At 72.0% G+C, this 16,741-nt stretch carries 19 protein-coding genes and 1 pseudogene; 12 read left to right on the top strand and 8 right to left on the bottom strand.

Going from position 1 to position 16,741, the window contains the following annotated elements; genetic code table 11:
- Window positions 1–6: 6 nt before the first annotated feature.
- Window positions 7–162 (bottom strand): CsbD family protein, encoded by a 156-nt coding sequence (locus ACFVX6_RS38295; protein ID WP_284716012.1) that lies wholly within the window; start codon window positions 160–162, stop codon window positions 7–9.
- Between the two features lie 165 nt (window positions 163–327).
- On the opposite strand from ACFVX6_RS38295, the gene ACFVX6_RS38290 reads away from it, so the two are divergent.
- The gene (locus ACFVX6_RS38290; RefSeq protein ID WP_389699206.1) at window positions 328–594 is read left to right on the top strand and encodes a DUF4235 domain-containing protein; all 267 of its coding nucleotides are present in this window, start codon (window positions 328–330) and stop codon (window positions 592–594) included.
- Between the two features lie 17 nt (window positions 595–611).
- Here the strand turns inward: ACFVX6_RS38290 and ACFVX6_RS38285 are convergent, their stop codons facing one another.
- Window positions 612–959 (bottom strand): hypothetical protein, encoded by a 348-nt coding sequence (locus ACFVX6_RS38285; protein WP_389699205.1) that lies wholly within the window; start codon window positions 957–959, stop codon window positions 612–614.
- Window positions 960–1,211: 252 nt separating this feature from the next.
- Between ACFVX6_RS38285 and ACFVX6_RS38280 the strand changes: the two genes are divergently transcribed.
- Complete coding sequence (locus tag ACFVX6_RS38280) at window positions 1,212–1,487, top strand: isoamylase early set domain-containing protein (RefSeq protein ID WP_243332813.1); 276 nt, start codon at window positions 1,212–1,214, stop codon at window positions 1,485–1,487.
- A 117-nt stretch (window positions 1,488–1,604) separates the two neighbouring features.
- Here ACFVX6_RS38280 and ACFVX6_RS38275 read toward each other — a convergent pair whose 3' ends face one another.
- Window positions 1,605–2,936, bottom strand: coding sequence for an AI-2E family transporter (locus ACFVX6_RS38275; protein WP_389699208.1), 1,332 nt, complete (start codon window positions 2,934–2,936; stop codon window positions 1,605–1,607).
- Between the two features lie 197 nt (window positions 2,937–3,133).
- Here ACFVX6_RS38275 and ACFVX6_RS38270 point away from each other — a divergent pair, with 197 nt between their 5' ends.
- Entirely contained in the window at window positions 3,134–4,813 is a 1,680-nt protein-coding gene (locus tag ACFVX6_RS38270) for a phospholipase D family protein (RefSeq protein ID WP_389699204.1), read from the top strand.
- Window positions 4,814–4,854: 41 nt separating this feature from the next.
- Here the strand turns inward: ACFVX6_RS38270 and ACFVX6_RS38265 are convergent, their stop codons facing one another.
- The 4 genes and pseudogenes from ACFVX6_RS38265 to ACFVX6_RS38250 form a co-directional block, all read right to left on the bottom strand.
- Window positions 4,855–5,454 carry a hypothetical protein gene (locus tag ACFVX6_RS38265; RefSeq protein WP_389699203.1) on the bottom strand — a complete coding sequence of 200 codons (600 nt, stop codon included), beginning with the start codon at window positions 5,452–5,454 and terminating at the stop codon, window positions 4,855–4,857.
- 1 nt (window position 5,455) lies between these two features.
- On the bottom strand, window positions 5,456–5,998 hold the full coding sequence (locus tag ACFVX6_RS38260; protein ID WP_389699207.1) for a hypothetical protein: 543 nt from the start codon (window positions 5,996–5,998) through the stop codon (window positions 5,456–5,458).
- Between the two features lie 156 nt (window positions 5,999–6,154).
- Window positions 6,155–6,683: pseudogene (locus tag ACFVX6_RS38255) on the bottom strand (metallophosphoesterase); the annotation flags it as partial.
- A complete protein-coding gene (locus ACFVX6_RS38250; protein WP_389699202.1) occupies window positions 6,680–7,024 on the bottom strand; it encodes a hypothetical protein in 345 nt (114 codons plus the stop codon). The pseudogene ACFVX6_RS38255 and the gene ACFVX6_RS38250, both read right to left, overlap by 4 nt.
- 215 nt (window positions 7,025–7,239) lie before the next feature.
- Here ACFVX6_RS38250 and ACFVX6_RS38245 point away from each other — a divergent pair, with 215 nt between their 5' ends.
- From ACFVX6_RS38245 to ACFVX6_RS38230, 4 genes are all read left to right on the top strand, one after another.
- Window positions 7,240–7,770, top strand: coding sequence for a DoxX family protein (locus ACFVX6_RS38245; protein WP_389699201.1), 531 nt, complete (start codon window positions 7,240–7,242; stop codon window positions 7,768–7,770).
- A gap of 107 nt (window positions 7,771–7,877) precedes the next feature.
- Window positions 7,878–9,146, top strand: coding sequence for a cytochrome P450 (locus ACFVX6_RS38240; protein ID WP_389699200.1), 1,269 nt, complete (start codon window positions 7,878–7,880; stop codon window positions 9,144–9,146).
- Window positions 9,147–9,308: 162 nt separating this feature from the next.
- Window positions 9,309–11,309, top strand: a complete 2,001-nt coding sequence (locus tag ACFVX6_RS38235; protein ID WP_389699199.1) for a hypothetical protein — start codon at window positions 9,309–9,311, stop codon at window positions 11,307–11,309.
- Window positions 11,310–11,313: 4 nt separating this feature from the next.
- Window positions 11,314–12,792: a branched-chain amino acid ABC transporter substrate-binding protein gene (locus tag ACFVX6_RS38230; protein ID WP_389699198.1), complete on the top strand. Its 1,479-nt coding sequence runs from the start codon at window positions 11,314–11,316 to the stop codon at window positions 12,790–12,792.
- Between the two features lie 47 nt (window positions 12,793–12,839).
- Here ACFVX6_RS38230 and ACFVX6_RS38225 read toward each other — a convergent pair whose 3' ends face one another.
- Complete coding sequence (locus tag ACFVX6_RS38225) at window positions 12,840–13,157, bottom strand: NAD(P)/FAD-dependent oxidoreductase (protein WP_389699197.1); 318 nt, start codon at window positions 13,155–13,157, stop codon at window positions 12,840–12,842.
- Between the two features lie 159 nt (window positions 13,158–13,316).
- Between ACFVX6_RS38225 and ACFVX6_RS38220 the strand changes: the two genes are divergently transcribed.
- The 5 genes from ACFVX6_RS38220 to ACFVX6_RS38200 form a co-directional block, all read left to right on the top strand.
- The gene (locus ACFVX6_RS38220) at window positions 13,317–13,901 is read left to right on the top strand and encodes a S8 family peptidase (RefSeq protein ID WP_389699196.1); all 585 of its coding nucleotides are present in this window, start codon (window positions 13,317–13,319) and stop codon (window positions 13,899–13,901) included.
- 2 nt (window positions 13,902–13,903) lie between these two features.
- Window positions 13,904–14,041 (top strand): hypothetical protein, encoded by a 138-nt coding sequence (locus ACFVX6_RS38215; RefSeq protein WP_389699195.1) that lies wholly within the window; start codon window positions 13,904–13,906, stop codon window positions 14,039–14,041.
- A 113-nt stretch (window positions 14,042–14,154) separates the two neighbouring features.
- Window positions 14,155–14,820, top strand: coding sequence for a TetR/AcrR family transcriptional regulator (locus tag ACFVX6_RS38210; RefSeq protein WP_389699194.1), 666 nt, complete (start codon window positions 14,155–14,157; stop codon window positions 14,818–14,820).
- 106 nt (window positions 14,821–14,926) lie between these two features.
- A complete protein-coding gene (locus tag ACFVX6_RS38205; RefSeq protein WP_389699193.1) occupies window positions 14,927–16,189 on the top strand; it encodes a lipase family protein in 1,263 nt (420 codons plus the stop codon).
- A 160-nt stretch (window positions 16,190–16,349) separates the two neighbouring features.
- On the top strand, window positions 16,350–16,741 hold a 392-nt coding region (locus ACFVX6_RS38200; RefSeq protein ID WP_389699192.1), incomplete at its 3' end, for a rodlin.

Here is a 16,741-nt window from a genome sequence, read left to right as displayed (position 1 = left end):
GCCGAGCTAGTCCTTGAGGACGTCCTTGGCCTTTTCCTTGGCCTGGCGGGCATCGCCCTTCATCTGCTCCGCGCGCCCCTCTGCGGTGAGTCGCTCGTTGCCGACGGTGCGGCCCATCGCTTCCTTGGCCTTGCCCTTTGCCTGTTCCTTCTTGGCCTTCATCTTCTGCTCACCCGACACGGCTCTCACTCCGATCGTTGGCGATCATCTGACGGGGTGCGTCTGTCCGAATGCCCTTTCCGTAAACCTGCCCGCGCGGCTCCGCGCGTTAGCCGCGAGCGGCTCGGGGCAGGCGCCGGGAGGGACGGCTACGGAGTGGAGGCAGTGGTGGAGACCTCGAAGATCGCCTACAAACCCGTGGGTCTGGCGCTCGGTGCCACGGGGGGTCTGCTGGCCGGTGTGGCCTTCAAGCAGATCTGGAAGCGTCTCGGCCACGAGGACGACGCGCCGAGCGCGACCGACGAGGACCGTTCGTGGCGGGAGATCCTCATCGCCGCGGCCCTCCAGGGTGCCGTGTTCGCCGCGGTCAAGGCCGCGATCGACCGCGGCGGCGCCGTGGCCGCCAAACGCCTGACCGGCACCTGGCCCGCTTGAGGCGGCGCCGGGCGGGTTCACGTGTCGTGGTGCCAGCGCTGCTGCTCTCGACTCCGGCGTTTGATCACGTACAGGTCGAGGAGCGCCACACCGGCCATCAGGAAGCAGACGGCGGCCAGGACCATGCACAGCGCCCGGGACGGAGTTCCCTGATCGTCGGCGCGCAGGGCCAGCAGGACGAAGAGGGTGCCACCGGCCGTGAACAGCGGCGCGAACGCCATCGACAGGATGCGCCGCAGCCGCAGGTCGCTGCGCGCCCACCGCGCTTCGGAGCCGTCGTGCCGCCATCGCCGGGCGGCCTTGCGCCCGTGCCGGTCGGCCGCCCGCATGCCGCCGAGCCCGTGCTGCCTGCCGACGGAGGCCATGGCGACCACCTCCTGCCCCTGTTCCTTCCGCCCTGTCGGCCCGGCGTCTGCCCAGGCGGGGCAGGTTCATTCGGCTGCGGGCCGGTGGGCCGATGACGGGCCGATGGGGCCGCCGGGGATTCGGGCGACCGGATCTGCTCCGGACGGGGTGATGCGGGTGCCCGTGCGGCGCGTCGTCAGCCGGAACGGCCGGTGGTCGTCAGGCTGGCCCCGGTCGGCGGGCACCGCCCGCCCTGAGAAGAGGAGCAGTCCGTGCTGGAGCGCAAGCGCCGCAAGCACACCACCGACGTCACCTTCGTACTTCCCGGAGACCTCCCGCCCGGGCCGGTGAGCGTCGTCGGTACGTTCAACGACTGGCATCCCGGTGCCCACGTCCTCGAACCCCGGACCGACGGAATGCGCGCCGTGACCGTGGCCCTCCCGGCCAAGGCCACCCACAGCTTCCGCTACCTCGCGGCCGGCGACTACTGGTTCGACGAGCCGGCCGCCGACGGCCACGAGGAAGGCAACAGCCGCCTGCGCACCTGACCTCGGGGTGGTGATCATCCGCTCCGCGCCGGCGTCCCCGGCTCCGGCCAGCTGACGGCGATCAGCTCCTCCGCGGCGAGCAGAGCACCGTGGGCGCTGCGCCGGCCACCGGTTCGGTCACCCCTCGTCCGCGGGGTTCTGCCGTGGAGCAGGCGGGTCCGGGGCGTCCTCCGCTCCCGTCTGCCGATCCTCCGGCGGGGCGCCGGACGGGGGCGCCGAGGGCCCCGCGCTCGCGACGGCACGGGCGGGGTGGGACCGGAGGTGGGTGACCACCGTATTGGTCACGGCGACGAGCGGAACCGCCACGACGGCCCCGCCGATTCCCGCGATGGTGCCGCCCGTGGCGACGGCCAGGACGACGGCCAGCGGGTGGACCCGCACGGCCCTGCCCAGGATGAACGGCTGGAGCACGTGTCCTTCGATCTGCTGCACCACGAGGACGACCATCAGCGCCATCAGGGCGGTGAAGACCCCTTCCGTGACGAGAGCGACGACGACCGCCAGTGCGCCGGAGACGACGGCGCCCACGAGGGGCACGAAGGAGGACAGGAAGATCACCACGCCGATCGGAACGGCGAGCGGTACGCCCAGGAAGTAGATGCCCACGCCGATGAACACCGCGTCGATCATCGCGACGATCATGGTGCCGCGCACGTAGGCGGTGAGGGTCCGCCAGGCGCGGGGACCGGCACCGGCGACCCCCGGGCGGGCCGCCGCGGGGACGAGCCGCAGGGTCCACTGCCAGATGCGCTTGCCGTCGTACAGCAGGAAGAGGGTGGCGAACATGGCGAGCAGCAGTCCGGTGATCACCTCCACCAGGACGGTCACGCCCTGGAGGCCGGTGGAGGTGATCTCGCTCGTACTGGTGCCGACGCTGTCGCTCAGACTGTCGGCGATGTCGTTGATCTGTTGTTCCGTGACGTGCAGCGGACTGTCGATCAGCCACTGTTTGAGTTCTCCGATGCCCTCCTGAACCCGGTCCGAGAGGTTGTCGAGGTTGTCGAGCACCTGCCAGACGACGAACCATCCGACCAGTCCGAGCATCACGAATCCGCAGGTCGCGGTCAGGGCCGTCGCCGCGCCCCGGGACAGTCCGCTCCGGTGCAGCCGTGCGACCGTCGGCTGGAGCAGTGCGGTGACCAGGAGCGCGACGACGAAGGCGAGGGCGACCAGCCGTACCGCCCCGATGACCCGCATCAGCACCCAGACGGTTGCGGCGAGCACCAGGAACCGCCAGCCGGCCTCCGCGGCCACCCGTACCCCCCAGGGCACCGCGGCCGCGGGGTCCCTCGCTCCGGGGCCGGGCCCGTCCGACGGCTCCGGCTCAGCCGTTTCTTCCCACGCTCCGGCAGCCTCCGCCTCGCGTTGGGCATGGAGCCGGGCCCGGCGCTCGCCGAGCCCGGCGGCGCTCTGCTTCAGGCGCCCGAGCCATCCGCGCACTCGGGGCAGAGGACGGTCCACGGTGGAGTTCCTCCGAGTCGTCGTGTAGGAGAACTCCCTCCAGGCTGGACCGTGCGGGGCTCAGCGGCACCCCGGGACCCCGGGACCCAGGCCGCGGACGCGGGCCGCAAGCCCCGGGCCGGTGCGGCCCACCGTCCCGAGTGGCAGGGTGGGAAGCGGGTACTCGTGTGAGTGGAGGACTTGCCATGCCCGCTTCGGATTGGCTCCTGGCACCTGGAGAACGCGGCAATACCGCCACCCGGCTGGAGGACCGCCGGGCGGACGGGGCGGCTTGGTCCGAGGGCAACGAGGCCAGGCCGCTCGTACACGGCGCCGTGTACTTCGCCGAGCTCCTCGAGCGGATCCGGGCGATGCGCGCCGGCGACCTGCTCCTGTTCACCGACTGGCGCGGCGATCCCGACGAGCGGCTCCGCGGACCCGGTACGGAGATCGCGGCCGTACTGGGCGCGGCGGCCGAGGGCGGTGTCATCGTCAAGGGCCTGATGTGGCGGTCCCACCTGGACGGCTTCCGGTTCAGCGAGGAGGAGAACCGTTCCCTCAGCGAGGACGTCGAAGCGGCGGGTGGTGAGTGCCTGCTCGACCTCCGTGTGCGGCCCGGCGGCTCGCACCACCAGAAGATGGTGGTGCTGCGGCACCCCGGCCGTCCGGAGCGCGATGTCGCGTACGTCGGCGGGATCGACCTCTGCCACAACCGCAACGACGACGCCGACCACCGCGGCGACCGCCAATCGCTGCCCCTGGCGCCCCGGTACGGTCCGCACCCCCCGTGGCACGACGTCCAGCTCGCCCTGCGGGGGCCGGTCGTCGGCGACATCGAAGCCGTCTTCCGCGAACGCTGGGAGGATCCCGCGCCGCTCAGCCGCAGTCCACTGATCCGCCTGCGCGAACGGCTGGTCCGGGAGGACACCACTGCGGACGAGCTGCCGCTGCAGGAGCCCGATCCCCCGCCCTGCGGCACGCACGCCGTCCAAGTGCTGCGCACCTATCCGAACCGTCTGCTGCGCGGCTACCCCTTCGCCCCCGACGGTGAGCGCAGCATCGCCCGGGGCTACCTCAAGGCGCTGCTACGGGCCCGTACGCTGATCTACCTCGAGGACCAGTACCTCTGGTCCCCGCGCGTCGTGGACTGCTTCGCCGGCGCACTGCGTGCGCATCCGCAGCTGCGGCTGGCCGCCGTCATTCCCTCCGTTCCGGAGCAGGACGGCCTGCTCACCGGACCCATGAACCTGATCGGACGGATCACCGCCCTGGAGGAACTGCGCCGCGCCGGAGGAGACCGGGTCGCGGTGTTCGGGCTGGAGAACCATGCCGGGACCCCTGTCTACGTGCATGCCAAGGTGTGCGTGATCGACGACGTCTGGGCCGCCGTCGGATCCGACAACGTCAACATGCGCTCGTGGACGCACGACTCCGAGCTGAGCTGCACCGTCCTCGACCGGGCCGCCGATCCGAGACGGCCGCGCGACCCGGGCGGACTCGGGGACGGGGCCCGCCCGTTCGCCCGGGAGCTGCGCCTGGAGCTGATGCGCGAACACCTCGACGCGGGCGCGGGTGGCGGGTACGGGCCGGAGGTCGACCCGCGGAGGGAGGGAGCGCTCTCAGAAGAAGCGCGGTCGGCGGAAACGCGGTCGGCGGAAGCACTGTGCGATCCGTCGACCGCGTTCGACCGGTTCATCGAAGCCGCCGCGGCGCTGGACGCCTGGCACGCGGCCGGGCGCCGCGGCCCGCGTCCTGCGGGCCGCTTGCGCCGCTACGTCGCTCCGCGGCTGCCGACCGTCCGGCGCCTGCTCGCGACCCCGCTGCACCACGCCCTGGTCGACCCCGACGGCCGGCCCCTCGGAATGCGGTTCCGGGGCGGATTCTGACTCCGCGTTCCGCCGCGTTCTGACTCCGCGTTCCGCCGCGCTCAGGTCTTGAGCAGGCGGTTGAAGAAGGAGCGGTAGTGCTGCAACGCCTGCCGCAGGTCCTCCGTCTCCACTTCCTCGCCCCGGCCCCACTGGGCCTCCAGCTCCTGCTTGCGCCCGGCGAAGCTGCCGGCCAGGGTCTGCATGACCTCGGCCACCAGGGCGTCCGCGGACCTCACCGCGCCCTGGGGATCGTCGACGAAGTGGCCTTGGACGTCGCTCCACGCCTGGCGGAACTGCTGAGTGTCGGCGGTGCCGAGGAGCGGTTCCGAGTCACCCTCGGGAGCCGCTGCCGGCGTGTCCGCGCCGGTGGGGGCAACCGTACGTTCCTCCTCCGGGGCCGGCGTGTCCTCGTCGCGCACCTCTCCGTCCCCGCGAAGGTCGCGGTTCTCATAGCCTGAGCCGCCCTCGTAGCCCGCGCGGTCCTCGCGGACTTCCGGGTCCTCCCGAGCCTCGGGGTTCTCGAGGACCTCACGGTCCTGGGTGGCCTCTCCCGGGTACATCGGGACTCCCTCCTCGTCCTCCTTCACGGGATGTGCGAGGTCTTCCGTGGTCAAACCGGCCTGCGAGGGTCGGCCCTCGCTGTCCGAACGGATCTCCATGTCACCGGTTCCTCTCGTCCGTGAGCAGCTCCGTGAAGAGGGCGCGGTAGTGCACCATCGCTCCCCGGAGTTCCTCGGTGGTCGCCCGCCCGTCGGCGCTTCGTACCTTGACGTCGTGGGCGGAGCGGTAGTGGTCCAGCGTGCCCGCGTGGTCGACGGACAGGTCGCGCAGTTGTCCGCCGTACCCGTCGGTGGGGTAGCCGCGCTCGCTCATCAAGCGCGACACCAGTTCGTCCGCTTCGGCCACGGAGCCGTCCGGCCGGTCCACGAAGTGTTCTTGCACGGTGGTCCACTCGTCGGCGTACTGACGGCGCCGCTCGGCGGGGAGCTCCTTGATCTCCAGCCGGTCGTGCCGCTGCTCGCGGGCGCGCAGTTCGCGCTCCGCGGCCAGCGCGCCGCCCTTCTCCTCGACGGTCCGCTCGTACTCCGGCCCGAAGCGGTCGCGCAGGTGGCGCCGGCGCGTCAGCATGGCGAAGATCAACGTCAGTGCCACGACCACGACAACGGCCGCAACGATGATCGCTATGAGTGTGTTCGTAGACATGTGCCGCCTCCATCGAGCGGTTCCATAGGGTCGTCGCCCCCTTCGGCTACCCGCTGTGAGAAGACGAAACCTCCACACCTCGCACATGCCGACCGCGTCGAACTCCGTCCGCGGGCGTCCGCGGGCAGATGGACATGACGTTCGAGCATCCGTCCAGGGCATGGCGACGTTGCGGACCCTGATCCCGCCGGCTGTCATCCCGTGTTCGGTGCCGAGGTGAGCGTGGCCGTGAACGGCCAGGTCGGCGCCCTGCTCGTCCATCGCCTCGGCGAGCAGGCAGCTGCCGAGGAAGGGGTAGATCTCCCGCGGCCCGGCCCGCAAAGGGCGTCGGGTACGGGCGCGGGTGTAGCGGATGAACGCCTTCGTCTCCGGTTCGCCGAACTCGCTGCCGCTGCACCCGGCGAACCCTCCGCAGAAACCCTTGGTCCCCGCGACGCCCACGGTCGTACCGGCGAGTTGGAGGGTGACCCCCTCGCACTCCAGGACGTGTACGCCCGCCGCCCTCAGCTCCCGGGTGACGGCATCCTGTTGGTCGCTCTGGTCGTCGTGGTTCCCGAGGACCGCGACGACGGGCACCGGCAGCCCGTACGTCCGCGCAGGCGCCGGGGGTGTCGGAGGCGGGCCGCAGCAGCCCGGCGCTGTCCGGTCCGAGGTGGATGTTCCCGACGGCCGCCACGCGGATCACGGCAGGTCCTCGGAATGGTCGGGCGCCCGGGGGCGGCTCACGGTGAGGTCTTCGTACCAGTCGAGGCCCGTCAGTTCCTCACCCGCGATGCGCAGGACGGCCGTCCGGCACTGCTCGTCGGGGACGCAGCCCCGGACTACGGCGCGGGAGCCGTGCGTTTCAGAGATGAGGTCGATCTCCTCGCCGCCCGCGCGGCCCTTGACCAGCCAGTCCTCCGGGGCCCGGCGCATGTTGATGCCGCCGCCCTCCAAGGCCTCGACGGCCGGGCGGAGCCGGGGGCTCAGCCCTCCGGGAGCCCGAAGGAGACCGGCCGGATTCGCCGGGGTGGTCTTGAGAACCACGGCGCCTCACTCGGCCGGGGACAACGCTGCACTGCTGCACTGCTGCACCTGGAGCATCCAACCGCCGCATATCGGCGTACACACTCCTACAAGACCCGAGCAGACGTGGGGCCGGCCCCCGACGGCGGCCACCTCGTTCGCCGCGGGTGCGGTGTGGCGGCGCGGAAGGTGTGGAACACATTCCGCCGACCCCCTTCCTGTCGAAAGGCCGCCCCATGCACTTCACCCTCCGCAAGGACCTCGGACTGCTTTCCCTGCGCCTCGCGGCAGGCGGGGTCCTGATGGCACACGGAACGCAGAAGCTCTTCGGCTGGTTCGGCGGTGGCGGCATCGAAGGCACGGCCCGGGCGATGGAGCACATGGGCTTCGCTCCGGGCAGGCGGAGCGCCATCGCCGCCGGGCTCGGCGAGGCGGGTGGCGGTGCCCTGCTCGCGCTGGGTCTCGCCACCCCCGCGGCGGGCGCCGCTGCGGCGGGCGCCATGGCAGGGGCCGTCTCGGTCCACGCTCCCGCCGGCTTCTTCGCCCAAGGAGGCGGCTTCGAGTACCCGGCCCTGCTCGGCACCGTCGCCGCCTCCCTCGGCGTTACGGGCCCGGGGCGCATCTCCCTCGACCACCTCAGCCGGCACCGGCTCGACCGTCCCGCCGTCATCGCGGTGGCGTTCGCCCTCAGCGCGGTCGCGGCCACCGTCGTCGTCAAGCGGCGCGTGGCCACGATGGAGTCTGCGGCCGGAGCCGACGAGGACTGATCGGCCCTCCGACGGCGCACGCGGCCGGACCGCGGCACCGGCGGGGACAGGGCCGGGCACAGCGGCACCCCAGGTGTGCGCCGGCCGGAGTCGGGTACGCGCGAAGCATGTCTTCCTCCAAGATTTCCGGGGTCGGGCATCCCGTGACCCCTTGGAACGACAGCACCCTCGGCCTGCTGACCCACGGCTACGCCTGGCTGCCCAACCGGATGCGGGACTCCGACGACGACACGGTCAGGACCCGTCTGCTGGGCCGGCCCACCACCGCACTGCACGGGCCGGACGCGGTCGACTTCTTCTACGACGAGAAGCACGTGGTACGGGCCGCGGCCCTGCCGGATCCCGTCCTGGACACGCTGTTCGGACAGGGCGCCGCCCCCACCCCCGACGGGGACGCGCACCGGGTCCGCAAGGCCGTGTTCACCGCCCTCTTCGAGGACGGCTCCGGCGTCGCCGCGCTGGGCGGGCACGTCGCAGGACGGTGGCGCCGGGCGATGGCCGGCCGGCGGCTCGAGCGCGTGGTGCTCTTCGACGAGGCCGCCGAGGTGCTCGCGCTGGCCGTCTGCGACTGGGCCGGCGTGACCCTGTCCGCCCCGGCGGCCGCCGTGCTGGCGCGGGACTGCACCGCCATGGTCGACGGCTTCGCCGCCCCGGGCCCCCGGTACCTGCGCGCCCGCCGGGCGCGCCGCCGCCAGGAGGAAGCCCAGGGCGCCCTGATCTCCGAGGTCCGGCGCGCTCCGGAAGCGGAGGCCGGGCACTCGGCCCTGGCGACGGTGGCATGGCACCGGGACCTGGACGGGAACCTCCTGGACCTCCACACGGCAGCCGTGGCACTGCTCGACGTCATCAGGCCGACCGTCGCGGTCGCCTGGTTCGCCACGTTCGCCGCCCACGCCCTGCACCGCTGGCCCCACCATCGCGAGCTGCTGCGCGCCGATGCCGACGGGCACTACGCCGAGGCGTTCGCACGCGAGGTACGGCGTTTCTACCCCTTCGCCCCCTTCGCGGGCGGACTCGCCGCCCAGGACCTGACCTGGCACGGCCACGACATCCCGAGGGACTCGCTCGTCCTGCTGGACCTGTACGGCCAGAACCACGACCCCGCCCTGTGGGAGCAGCCGTACCGGTTCGACCCGCACCGGTTCGCCCATTCCCGGGGCCCCCGCGCCCCGCTGGACGACCTCGTCCCGCAGGACGGCGCAGACCCGGCCCGCGATCACCCCTGTCCCGGCGAGGACATCACCGTGACCGCGCTCGCCACCCTCGCCGGCGAGCTGGCGCGCCTGGACTACAGCGTCCCCGACCAGGACCTGACGATCCCCCTGTCCCGCATGCCGACCCTCCCCCGCAGCGGGTTCGAGCTGCGGTTGAACTGAAGGTCCCCCGAAGGCCGGCCCCGTTGCGCGGCCCGTCCGCCACGGTCCGTCCACCCGGTCCCGCCGACCGGAATGGAATCAAGGAGCGGAAACCCCTGTCTGACTCCGGCTCCGGATGGCAGGCTCTAGTCCTCGAAGCGCGTCCTGGGGGGATCACACGTGATGGAGCCGGGTACGGGCATGGGCCTGCGGGGCCGCAGCGGCATCGTGTCGCTGGTCGAGTCGTGCCTGAAGGAGAACCCGGCGGCCGAGCGGCCCCTGACCATGCTCCTCGGGCCGGCCGGTAGCGGAGCCAGCGAAGCGCACAGCGCGCTCATGGAGCGCTTCGGGCCCCACTACCCCTTCGCCTTCGTCAACTTCGGCGGGGCCCAGTCCTTGCTGCCGCGCTACGCCCTCGGACTCCTGGCCCGCCAACTGGAACGCAAGCTGCCCCGCTACGGCCGCTCCCACTTCCCGCTGCTCAGCCTCGGCCTGCTCGCCTCCGACCAGGAGCTGCGCATGCGCAACCTCGCGGAGGGCCGGCGCGCCGTGCAGCGCCAGCTGGACCGGTTCCAGGAGGAGAACGAGGCCCGTCACGGCGACTACCTGGCGGCCTTCTTCGAGGTGGGCATGGGTGCGGTCGGCATGCCCGAGGGTGCCTCCAGCGCCGCGCTCGCCCTCTTCCAGGACGCCCTGCGGCGCGGCCGGCGCACCGTGCCGGGCCTGCTCGGCGGCAGACTGGGCAGCCGGCTCACGACCGGAGCCCACTGGTACGGGCGCCACCCCATGACCCGCAGCGCGGACCCGATGGAAGCCCTCGTGGAGCTCAACCTGTGGCGCCACGAGGGCGACGAGAACGAACAGGAGCGGCTCGATCTCGTCCTCTTCTCGGCCTTCCTGGAAGACCTCAGGCGCAACACCGCCCGCAACTTCATGCCCCGCTCCTACCTGCTGCTGCTGGACAACGCCCACACCGAGTACGGCCGTCACTTCCTCGACCTGTTACTGCGCTCCCGGCACGACCAGACCGTGGTGGCCGGGCACGCCAGCGATCCGCTGACCGTCGTCGCCAGCTCGAACCGCTGGTTGCCCCGCTGGGGTCCGGCGACCGGGGACTCCTGGCCCTGGCAGCTGCGCGGCCCCGACCGGGCCTCCCTGGCCGACTGGCACGCCCATCGGCCGCCCCGGGACAGCGAGGACAGCTGGTGGTACCCGCTGCGCCTGCGCGACCTCAATCTGGACGAGGTGCGGATCCGGATCGAGCTCCAGCTCGGCGGGAACAGCGACCTGGCCCCGCTCACCCGCCTCACCCCCTTCGTGCACCGGCTCACGGGCGGGCTGCCGCGCGCCGTCCACCAGGTGCTCGACGTGCTGCGCCAGGCCGGGTCGCTCCCCGACTCCGGCCCCCAGCAGGACCGTTGGCTGCGCACCCTGCCCGACCGGCCGCTGCGCACCGGGGAGGACTCCGCCTCGCTCGCCGACACCGCCCTCGGCCATCTCCTGCGCGACCTCGACGGGACCCAGCGCACGGCCCTGGCCGAATGCGCCGCCGCCCGGGACTTCTCCGTGGCCACCCGGCTGCTCAGCCCCGACGACTCCCTGTTCGGCGACATCCGGGCCCGCTGGCTGCTGACCGGACCCGTTGCCGTGGTACCCGTACTCCACCCGTGGCTGCGCCGGCTGCTCCTGTGGCGGCTGGCCGCGCGCCCCGACGGGTGGGACGCCGCGCACGAACTCCTCGCGGAGTACTACCGCGACGAGGGCAAGCCGGTGCAGGAGATGTACCACCGGCTCGCCCTCGGGCGCACCGAGGAGGTCACCGCCCATCTGACCCGGCGCTTCACCGTCGTACCGGCCGCCCAGTGGATCTCCGAGCTCGACGCGATCACCGCCGCCCCGAACCGTCTGCCCTCCGACAGCGGACCGCTGGAGCTGCTCTCCGGGCTCGTCCCGCGCCGGCCGGGGCGCGTGATGGACACGGAGGCCGTGATCCACACCCTGGTGACCACGCGCTGGGTGTGGAGCGATCCGCTCGCCGACCCCGCCATGCGGCTGGTCAACCTCATCGCCGACGGCTACACCCAGCTGTCCCAACTCCGGAGGAACGACATCGTGGCCCTGTTCAACGAGGCCGAGCGGTACCGTCATTGGCGCGATCCCCAGACCGCGGGCTGGGAGGGCTGAGCGCATGCCGAGACTCGAATGGCCGCTGCACGTCGTTCGCCGCGTCGCGTTGGCCACGGCGGCGGCCGTCACCCTGGTCGCGGCGCTCTGGTTGGGTGCGGGCTGGATCCAGGAACGCCTCGCCAGGTGCGCCGACGGGGTCGTGGAACAGGGACCGGGCGACGAATGCGTCGGGGTGAGCGACGGCTCGTACGTCTTCGCACCGCACCTCGACGCCGTCAGCAAGAAGATCGAGGAGGAGAACCGCCGGGTCCTCGCGAACGCGGACAAGGACCCGTACGTCAGCGTCGCCTACTTCACCTCGTTCACCACCACCGCCTCCGACAGCAACTCCGCCGAGGGCGTCCGGCACGAACTCCAGGGCGCCTACCTCGCCCAGTACCGGCACAACCAGGGCGACTTGGAGGCCACTCCCAAGATCCGGCTGCTGATAGCCAACCCGGGCAGCAAGTCCACGCAGTGGAAGCACACCGTCGACGAACTGATCGCCCGCAAGGACTCCCCGGACCGGCTGGTCGCGGTGGCCGGCCTCGGCCCCAGCACCGACGAGAACCTCGCGGCCATAAAGCGCCTCTCCGACAACGGGATCGCCATGGTCGGGGCCACCCTGACCGCCACGAGCATCCAGGACATCGACAACTTCGTCCGGATCGCCCCCACCAATGAGGACGAGGCGTACGCGGGCGCCGGCTACCTCAAACGGCGCGGGGTCTCCACCGCCGTCGTCATCCAGGACGTGGCGAAGGGAGACCTCTACGCCGCCACCCTCGGCAAGGCCTTCACCAAGGCGTTCCAGGAGGGCGACAAGCACAAGCTCGTCGCCGAGAGCATGACCTACGACTCCTCCGTGAGCAGCGCCTGGCAGAACGAACTGCACTACATGACCAGCCAGTTGTGCCAACAGCATCCCCAACTCATCTACTTCGCGGGCCGCGGTCTGCACCTCACGCACTTCCTCGATTCGCTCGCCAACCGCAGCTGCACCGAGCAGCGGTTCACCGTGTTCACGGGCGACGACACGACCAACCTGAACGCCGAGCAGCTCGCCCGCGCCGCGGCGACGGGCATCGAGGTGCTCTACACCGGACTCGCCCACCCCGACATGTACCGCGCGGCCCCGCAGGCGGTGTCGGCGCCCTCCGCGAAGAACTTCCAGCCGGGCGGAGTGCTGGACCAGTGGTTCCCGCACGACTCCCGTGAGGACGGCGGGGCCCTGATGGGCCACGACGCGGTCCTCGCCGCGGCCAACGGCATCCGGATGGCCGCCCACTGGCAGGGTCAGGTCGTCGGCGACGCCGTGGCCCGGATGTTCCACCAGATGGACGGCACCCAGCAGGTGGCCGGGGCCAGCGGGTTCATCTCCTTCCAGAACAACGGCAATCCACGCAACAAGGCCGTCCCCGTCCTGCGCCTCAACGCCAAGGGACAGGTGGAGTTCGTGGAGGTCTCCGCGGCGGAGGGCAAACCACCACAGGAACAATGACGCACCCTCCGCTCCGGGAGACCGGCCCGGGTCGCACCTCGGCCCGGTCAGCCGAAGCCCTGTGCTCCGATCCTCGCGTACGTGCCGGCCAGGTGGTGGATGTCGCGCTCCGCGCCCTCGTACAGCCACTGCCGGTACGTGGCTGCGGCCTGGCGGGGGTCCAGCGCGCCGTCCGCCACGGCAGCCGTGAGGCTGCCTGCCGTCCAGCCGGACAGCAGGGCCCGCAGCACGCCGTGGGAGGAGGCCGGGTCCAGCTGCGCGCCGGCGTCGCCGACCACGAACCAGCCCGGCCCCGCGGGGGCCCCGGACAGAACGCGGCCTCGCCCGTCCTGGCCGCCGCGAGCGCCGCGGCGGTACGCATCCACCTCGCGCGGGGTCAGGCCGGGGCGGCCTGCACCGAGGCCGACCGGGGACTCGCGCGTCCGGCACAAGGGGCTGGCCCTGGAATGCGTACCGGATTCAGGTGAACTGGCCCTACTGGCGGCAGAGTTCGAACGCATCGGGGCCGCATCGGAGGCGGCCCGGTGCCGGCGGGCGCTGCGCGGGAGCGGGCACGTGACGACGCCCCGGCGCGGCGGGGGCGGGTACGGCGAGGGGCTGTCGCCGCGGGAGGCCGACGTGGCCCGACTGGTGGCGGCGCGTACGGCGTCGCGAAGAACGTCAAGCTGGTCGGGGTGCGCGTGCTCGACTGCCAGGGTTCCGGTTCCACGGAGCAGATCGCGGCCGGGATGGACTGGATCGCGAAGAACGCGAAGAAGCCGGCCGTCGTCAACATGTCCCTGGGCGGCAGCGCCGACCGTGCGCTCGACGACGCCGTGGCCGGGGTCATCAACGCGGGCGTGCCGGTGGCCGTCGCGGCGGGCAACGACAGCGAGGACGCCTGCAACACCAGCCCGGCGCGCCTGCCCGCGGCCATCACCCTCGGTTCCACGGACAGCAACGACGCCCGGTCCAGCTTCTCCAACTACCGTTCCTGCCTAGACATGTTCGCTCCGGGTGGCTCCATCGTCTCCACCAAGACGGGCGGGGGCACGCAGACGATGAGCGGCACCTCGATGGCCACTCCGCACACGGCGGGAGCGGCGGCGGGCCGCCCAACAAGTTCCTGAACGTGACCAAGCTCGGCGCTCCCACCCAGCCCGGTGAGCCGGTCGCGGACTTCGCCGCCCAGTGCTCGACGGCGACCGCTTCGTGCCGCATCGACTGCTACGGCTTCGGTACCGGCCAGTCCCTCTGCTTCACTTCCTGATCCTGCACCACTCGCACGGCGCCCCGGCCCTCTCCCTCCCCGGAGAGGGCCGGGGCGGCCTGGCCGGCCGGGAAGCGTAGACGCCAAAAGTGAACTCGACTAGCGTTTCAGGCATGGACCCGGAGCGTGCCGCACGGCTCGACAACATCCGTACACCGCGCGGCCGTTACGCGAAGGGGGTCCTGCGCCGCAACGAGATCCTGACGGTGGCCCTGGAAGTCTTCGCGATGATCGGCGAGAAGGGCGCACTGATCAAGGAGATCGCCGACCGCGTGGGCCTGTCCCAAGCCGGCGTCCTGCGCTACTTCGGCTCCCGCGAGGGCTTGTTGATATGGGTCCTTGCCGAGCGCGACCGGATCGCCAGGGAACGGACGGCCGGTGAGCCCTGCCCGGACCCGATCTCCTCGATGGCCGCCACGCTGCGCCGCTGCGGCGACGTGGCCGGTCTGGTGCGCTTGTACGTGAGCATGGCGGCCGCGTCCGGCTTCCCCGGCCACCCGGCGCGCGACTTCTTCGAGGTACGCAACGGCGACCTCCTCATCGCCCTGCGCGACGGCCTCGCCGCACTGCAACGCGAGGGTCGCATCCGCCCCGACATCGCCCCCGAAGCGATCGCCCGGCTCGCCCTGGCCGCTGCCGACGGCATCCAGCACCAGTGGCTGCTCGACCCCGGCGTGGACATGGGGAGCGTCATCGACACCATCGTCGCCCTGGTCGTGGACGTCGTCCCGCCTCCCGGGGCGCCGGCCGGCGAAGGGCACGGTCCGCCGCCTTCCTGACGCACGGCGCCACCACCCGGCCCCGCCCCTCCGCGCTCCTCCCCGTCCGGGCCGGCCTCCATCCGGCGGCGCCGCACGGCAGCCGCGTACGCAGAGGAGTTCCTCCTTGTCGCACGGACCGAGCCACCATCTCCCCGGCGGGTGGGCCCGTTGGGCCGTCGTCGGTGCGATCGCCGCGGCGCTGACGCTGTCGGGCTGTACCAGCGACGGTGACGACCGGAGCCCGGAGGGGCGGAGCCCTGAAGGGCGGACCGCGTCCGCGCCGGTACCCGAGGGCGACGCGTTCTACGACCCGCCGAACCCGCTGCCCGCGGGAAAGCCCGGCACGGTCATCCGCCAACGCCCCTACGCGCCGCCGGAGGCGACGTTGACGCTGCCGTCGCACACCTTCCTGGTGATGTACCTGAGCACCGGGACGGACGGCAAGCCGGTGGCCGCGACCGGGCTGGTGACCGTTCCGGACGGGACCGCGCCCGCCGGCGGGCGGCCCGTCGCCGCCGTGGACCACGGCACCATGGGCATCGGTTCGGCGTGCGCCCCGTCCCGCATCCCGGCCTTCGCCGGGCTGCAGGACGCGAGTCCGGTCGGAAAGCTGCTCGCGCGCGGGTTCGTCGTCGTACAGCCCGACTACATCGGCCTGGGCGTGACCGGGGTCAGACATCCGTACCTCAACGGCGAGTCCGCCGCGTACGCCACCCTCGACATCGTCCGCGCCGCCCGCGGGATCGATCAGGGGGCGGCCGCGACCACGCTCGTCTACGGCGGCTCGCAGGGCGGGCACGCGGCACTGTGGAGCGCGCACCACGCCGCCGCGTACGCCCCCGACGTCGACCTCAAGGGCGTGGTCGCCAACGCGCCGGCGGTCGGATTCGAGTGGATGCCCGCCCTGTTCGCCCAGCAGGACGCGACGGCCACCACCTACACCGGGATCCTGCTGCTGCTCATCAACGGGGCCGCTGCGGCCGACCCGGCGGTCAAACCCGCCGAGCTGCTCACCCCCGCGGGCCTGGCCGCCGCGGACCGCATCTGGACCCAACCCTGCATGGCCGCCGACCCCGATCTGCCGCCCGCCTCGGACGTCCTGCGACCGGGCGCCGATCTGGCACCCCTCAACGCCGCGCTGAAGGCCAGCGCCGCCGGCGAGGCCACCATCAAGGTCCCGGTGCTGTTGCCGCAGGGCGGGAACGACGTGCTGAGCAACCTCAACCAGACGCTCGCCCGGGAGCTGTGCGACAAGGGCGTCGACCTGGAGTTCAAGTACTACGCCGACCAAGGCCACACCATCGGCGACGGCCCGCTCGACGATGCGATCGCCTGGATGGACGCCCGGCGCGCCGGCACTCCGACGGCCGCGAGCTGCCTCTTCTGAGGGCCTGTCCTGCCCACGTTCCGAGCGGGTCCGTCCCGCACATTCCGAGCGGATCCGTCCTGCAAACGGGTGACTTACCGCTACGTGTACCGCTCACAGCCGTTGCCAGGGCGAATCACCCGACGGGTACCGCCCCGCTCCAGCGAAGGATTACCAGGCAATGCTGAAGAAGATGATGGTCACCGCTGTCACCACTGCTGCCGCCATCGGCGCCGGTGGCGCCATGGCCGCCCCGGCCATGGCCATCGGCAACGACAACGGGATCAACACCGTCAACGGCAACGGCGCCGTGCAGGCGTACGGCAACCAGAAGACGCACGGCGACAAGAGCCCGCAGCTCTCCGTGATCCAGGGCACGGCGAACAAGCCGTGCATCGGCCTGCCGGTCAAGGTCAACGCTCAGTCGCTCGTCGCCATCCTCGCGAACGTGGGCGTCCAGGACATCAACGTCCTCTCCAACCCGCAGAACCAGCAGTGCGCCGAGAACTCCACCCAGGCCAAGGGCGACGAGCCGCTCTCCCACATCCTGGACAACATCCCGGTTCTGTCGGG

Origin of the sequence: Streptomyces sp. NPDC058289, assembly GCF_042880975.1 — a bacterium.
GTDB classification, from domain to species: domain Bacteria; phylum Actinomycetota; class Actinomycetes; order Streptomycetales; family Streptomycetaceae; genus Streptomyces; species Streptomyces stoeckheimensis.
The sequence above is the reverse complement of the archived record's forward strand: the minus strand, read 5'-3'. Positions and strand labels throughout refer to the sequence as shown.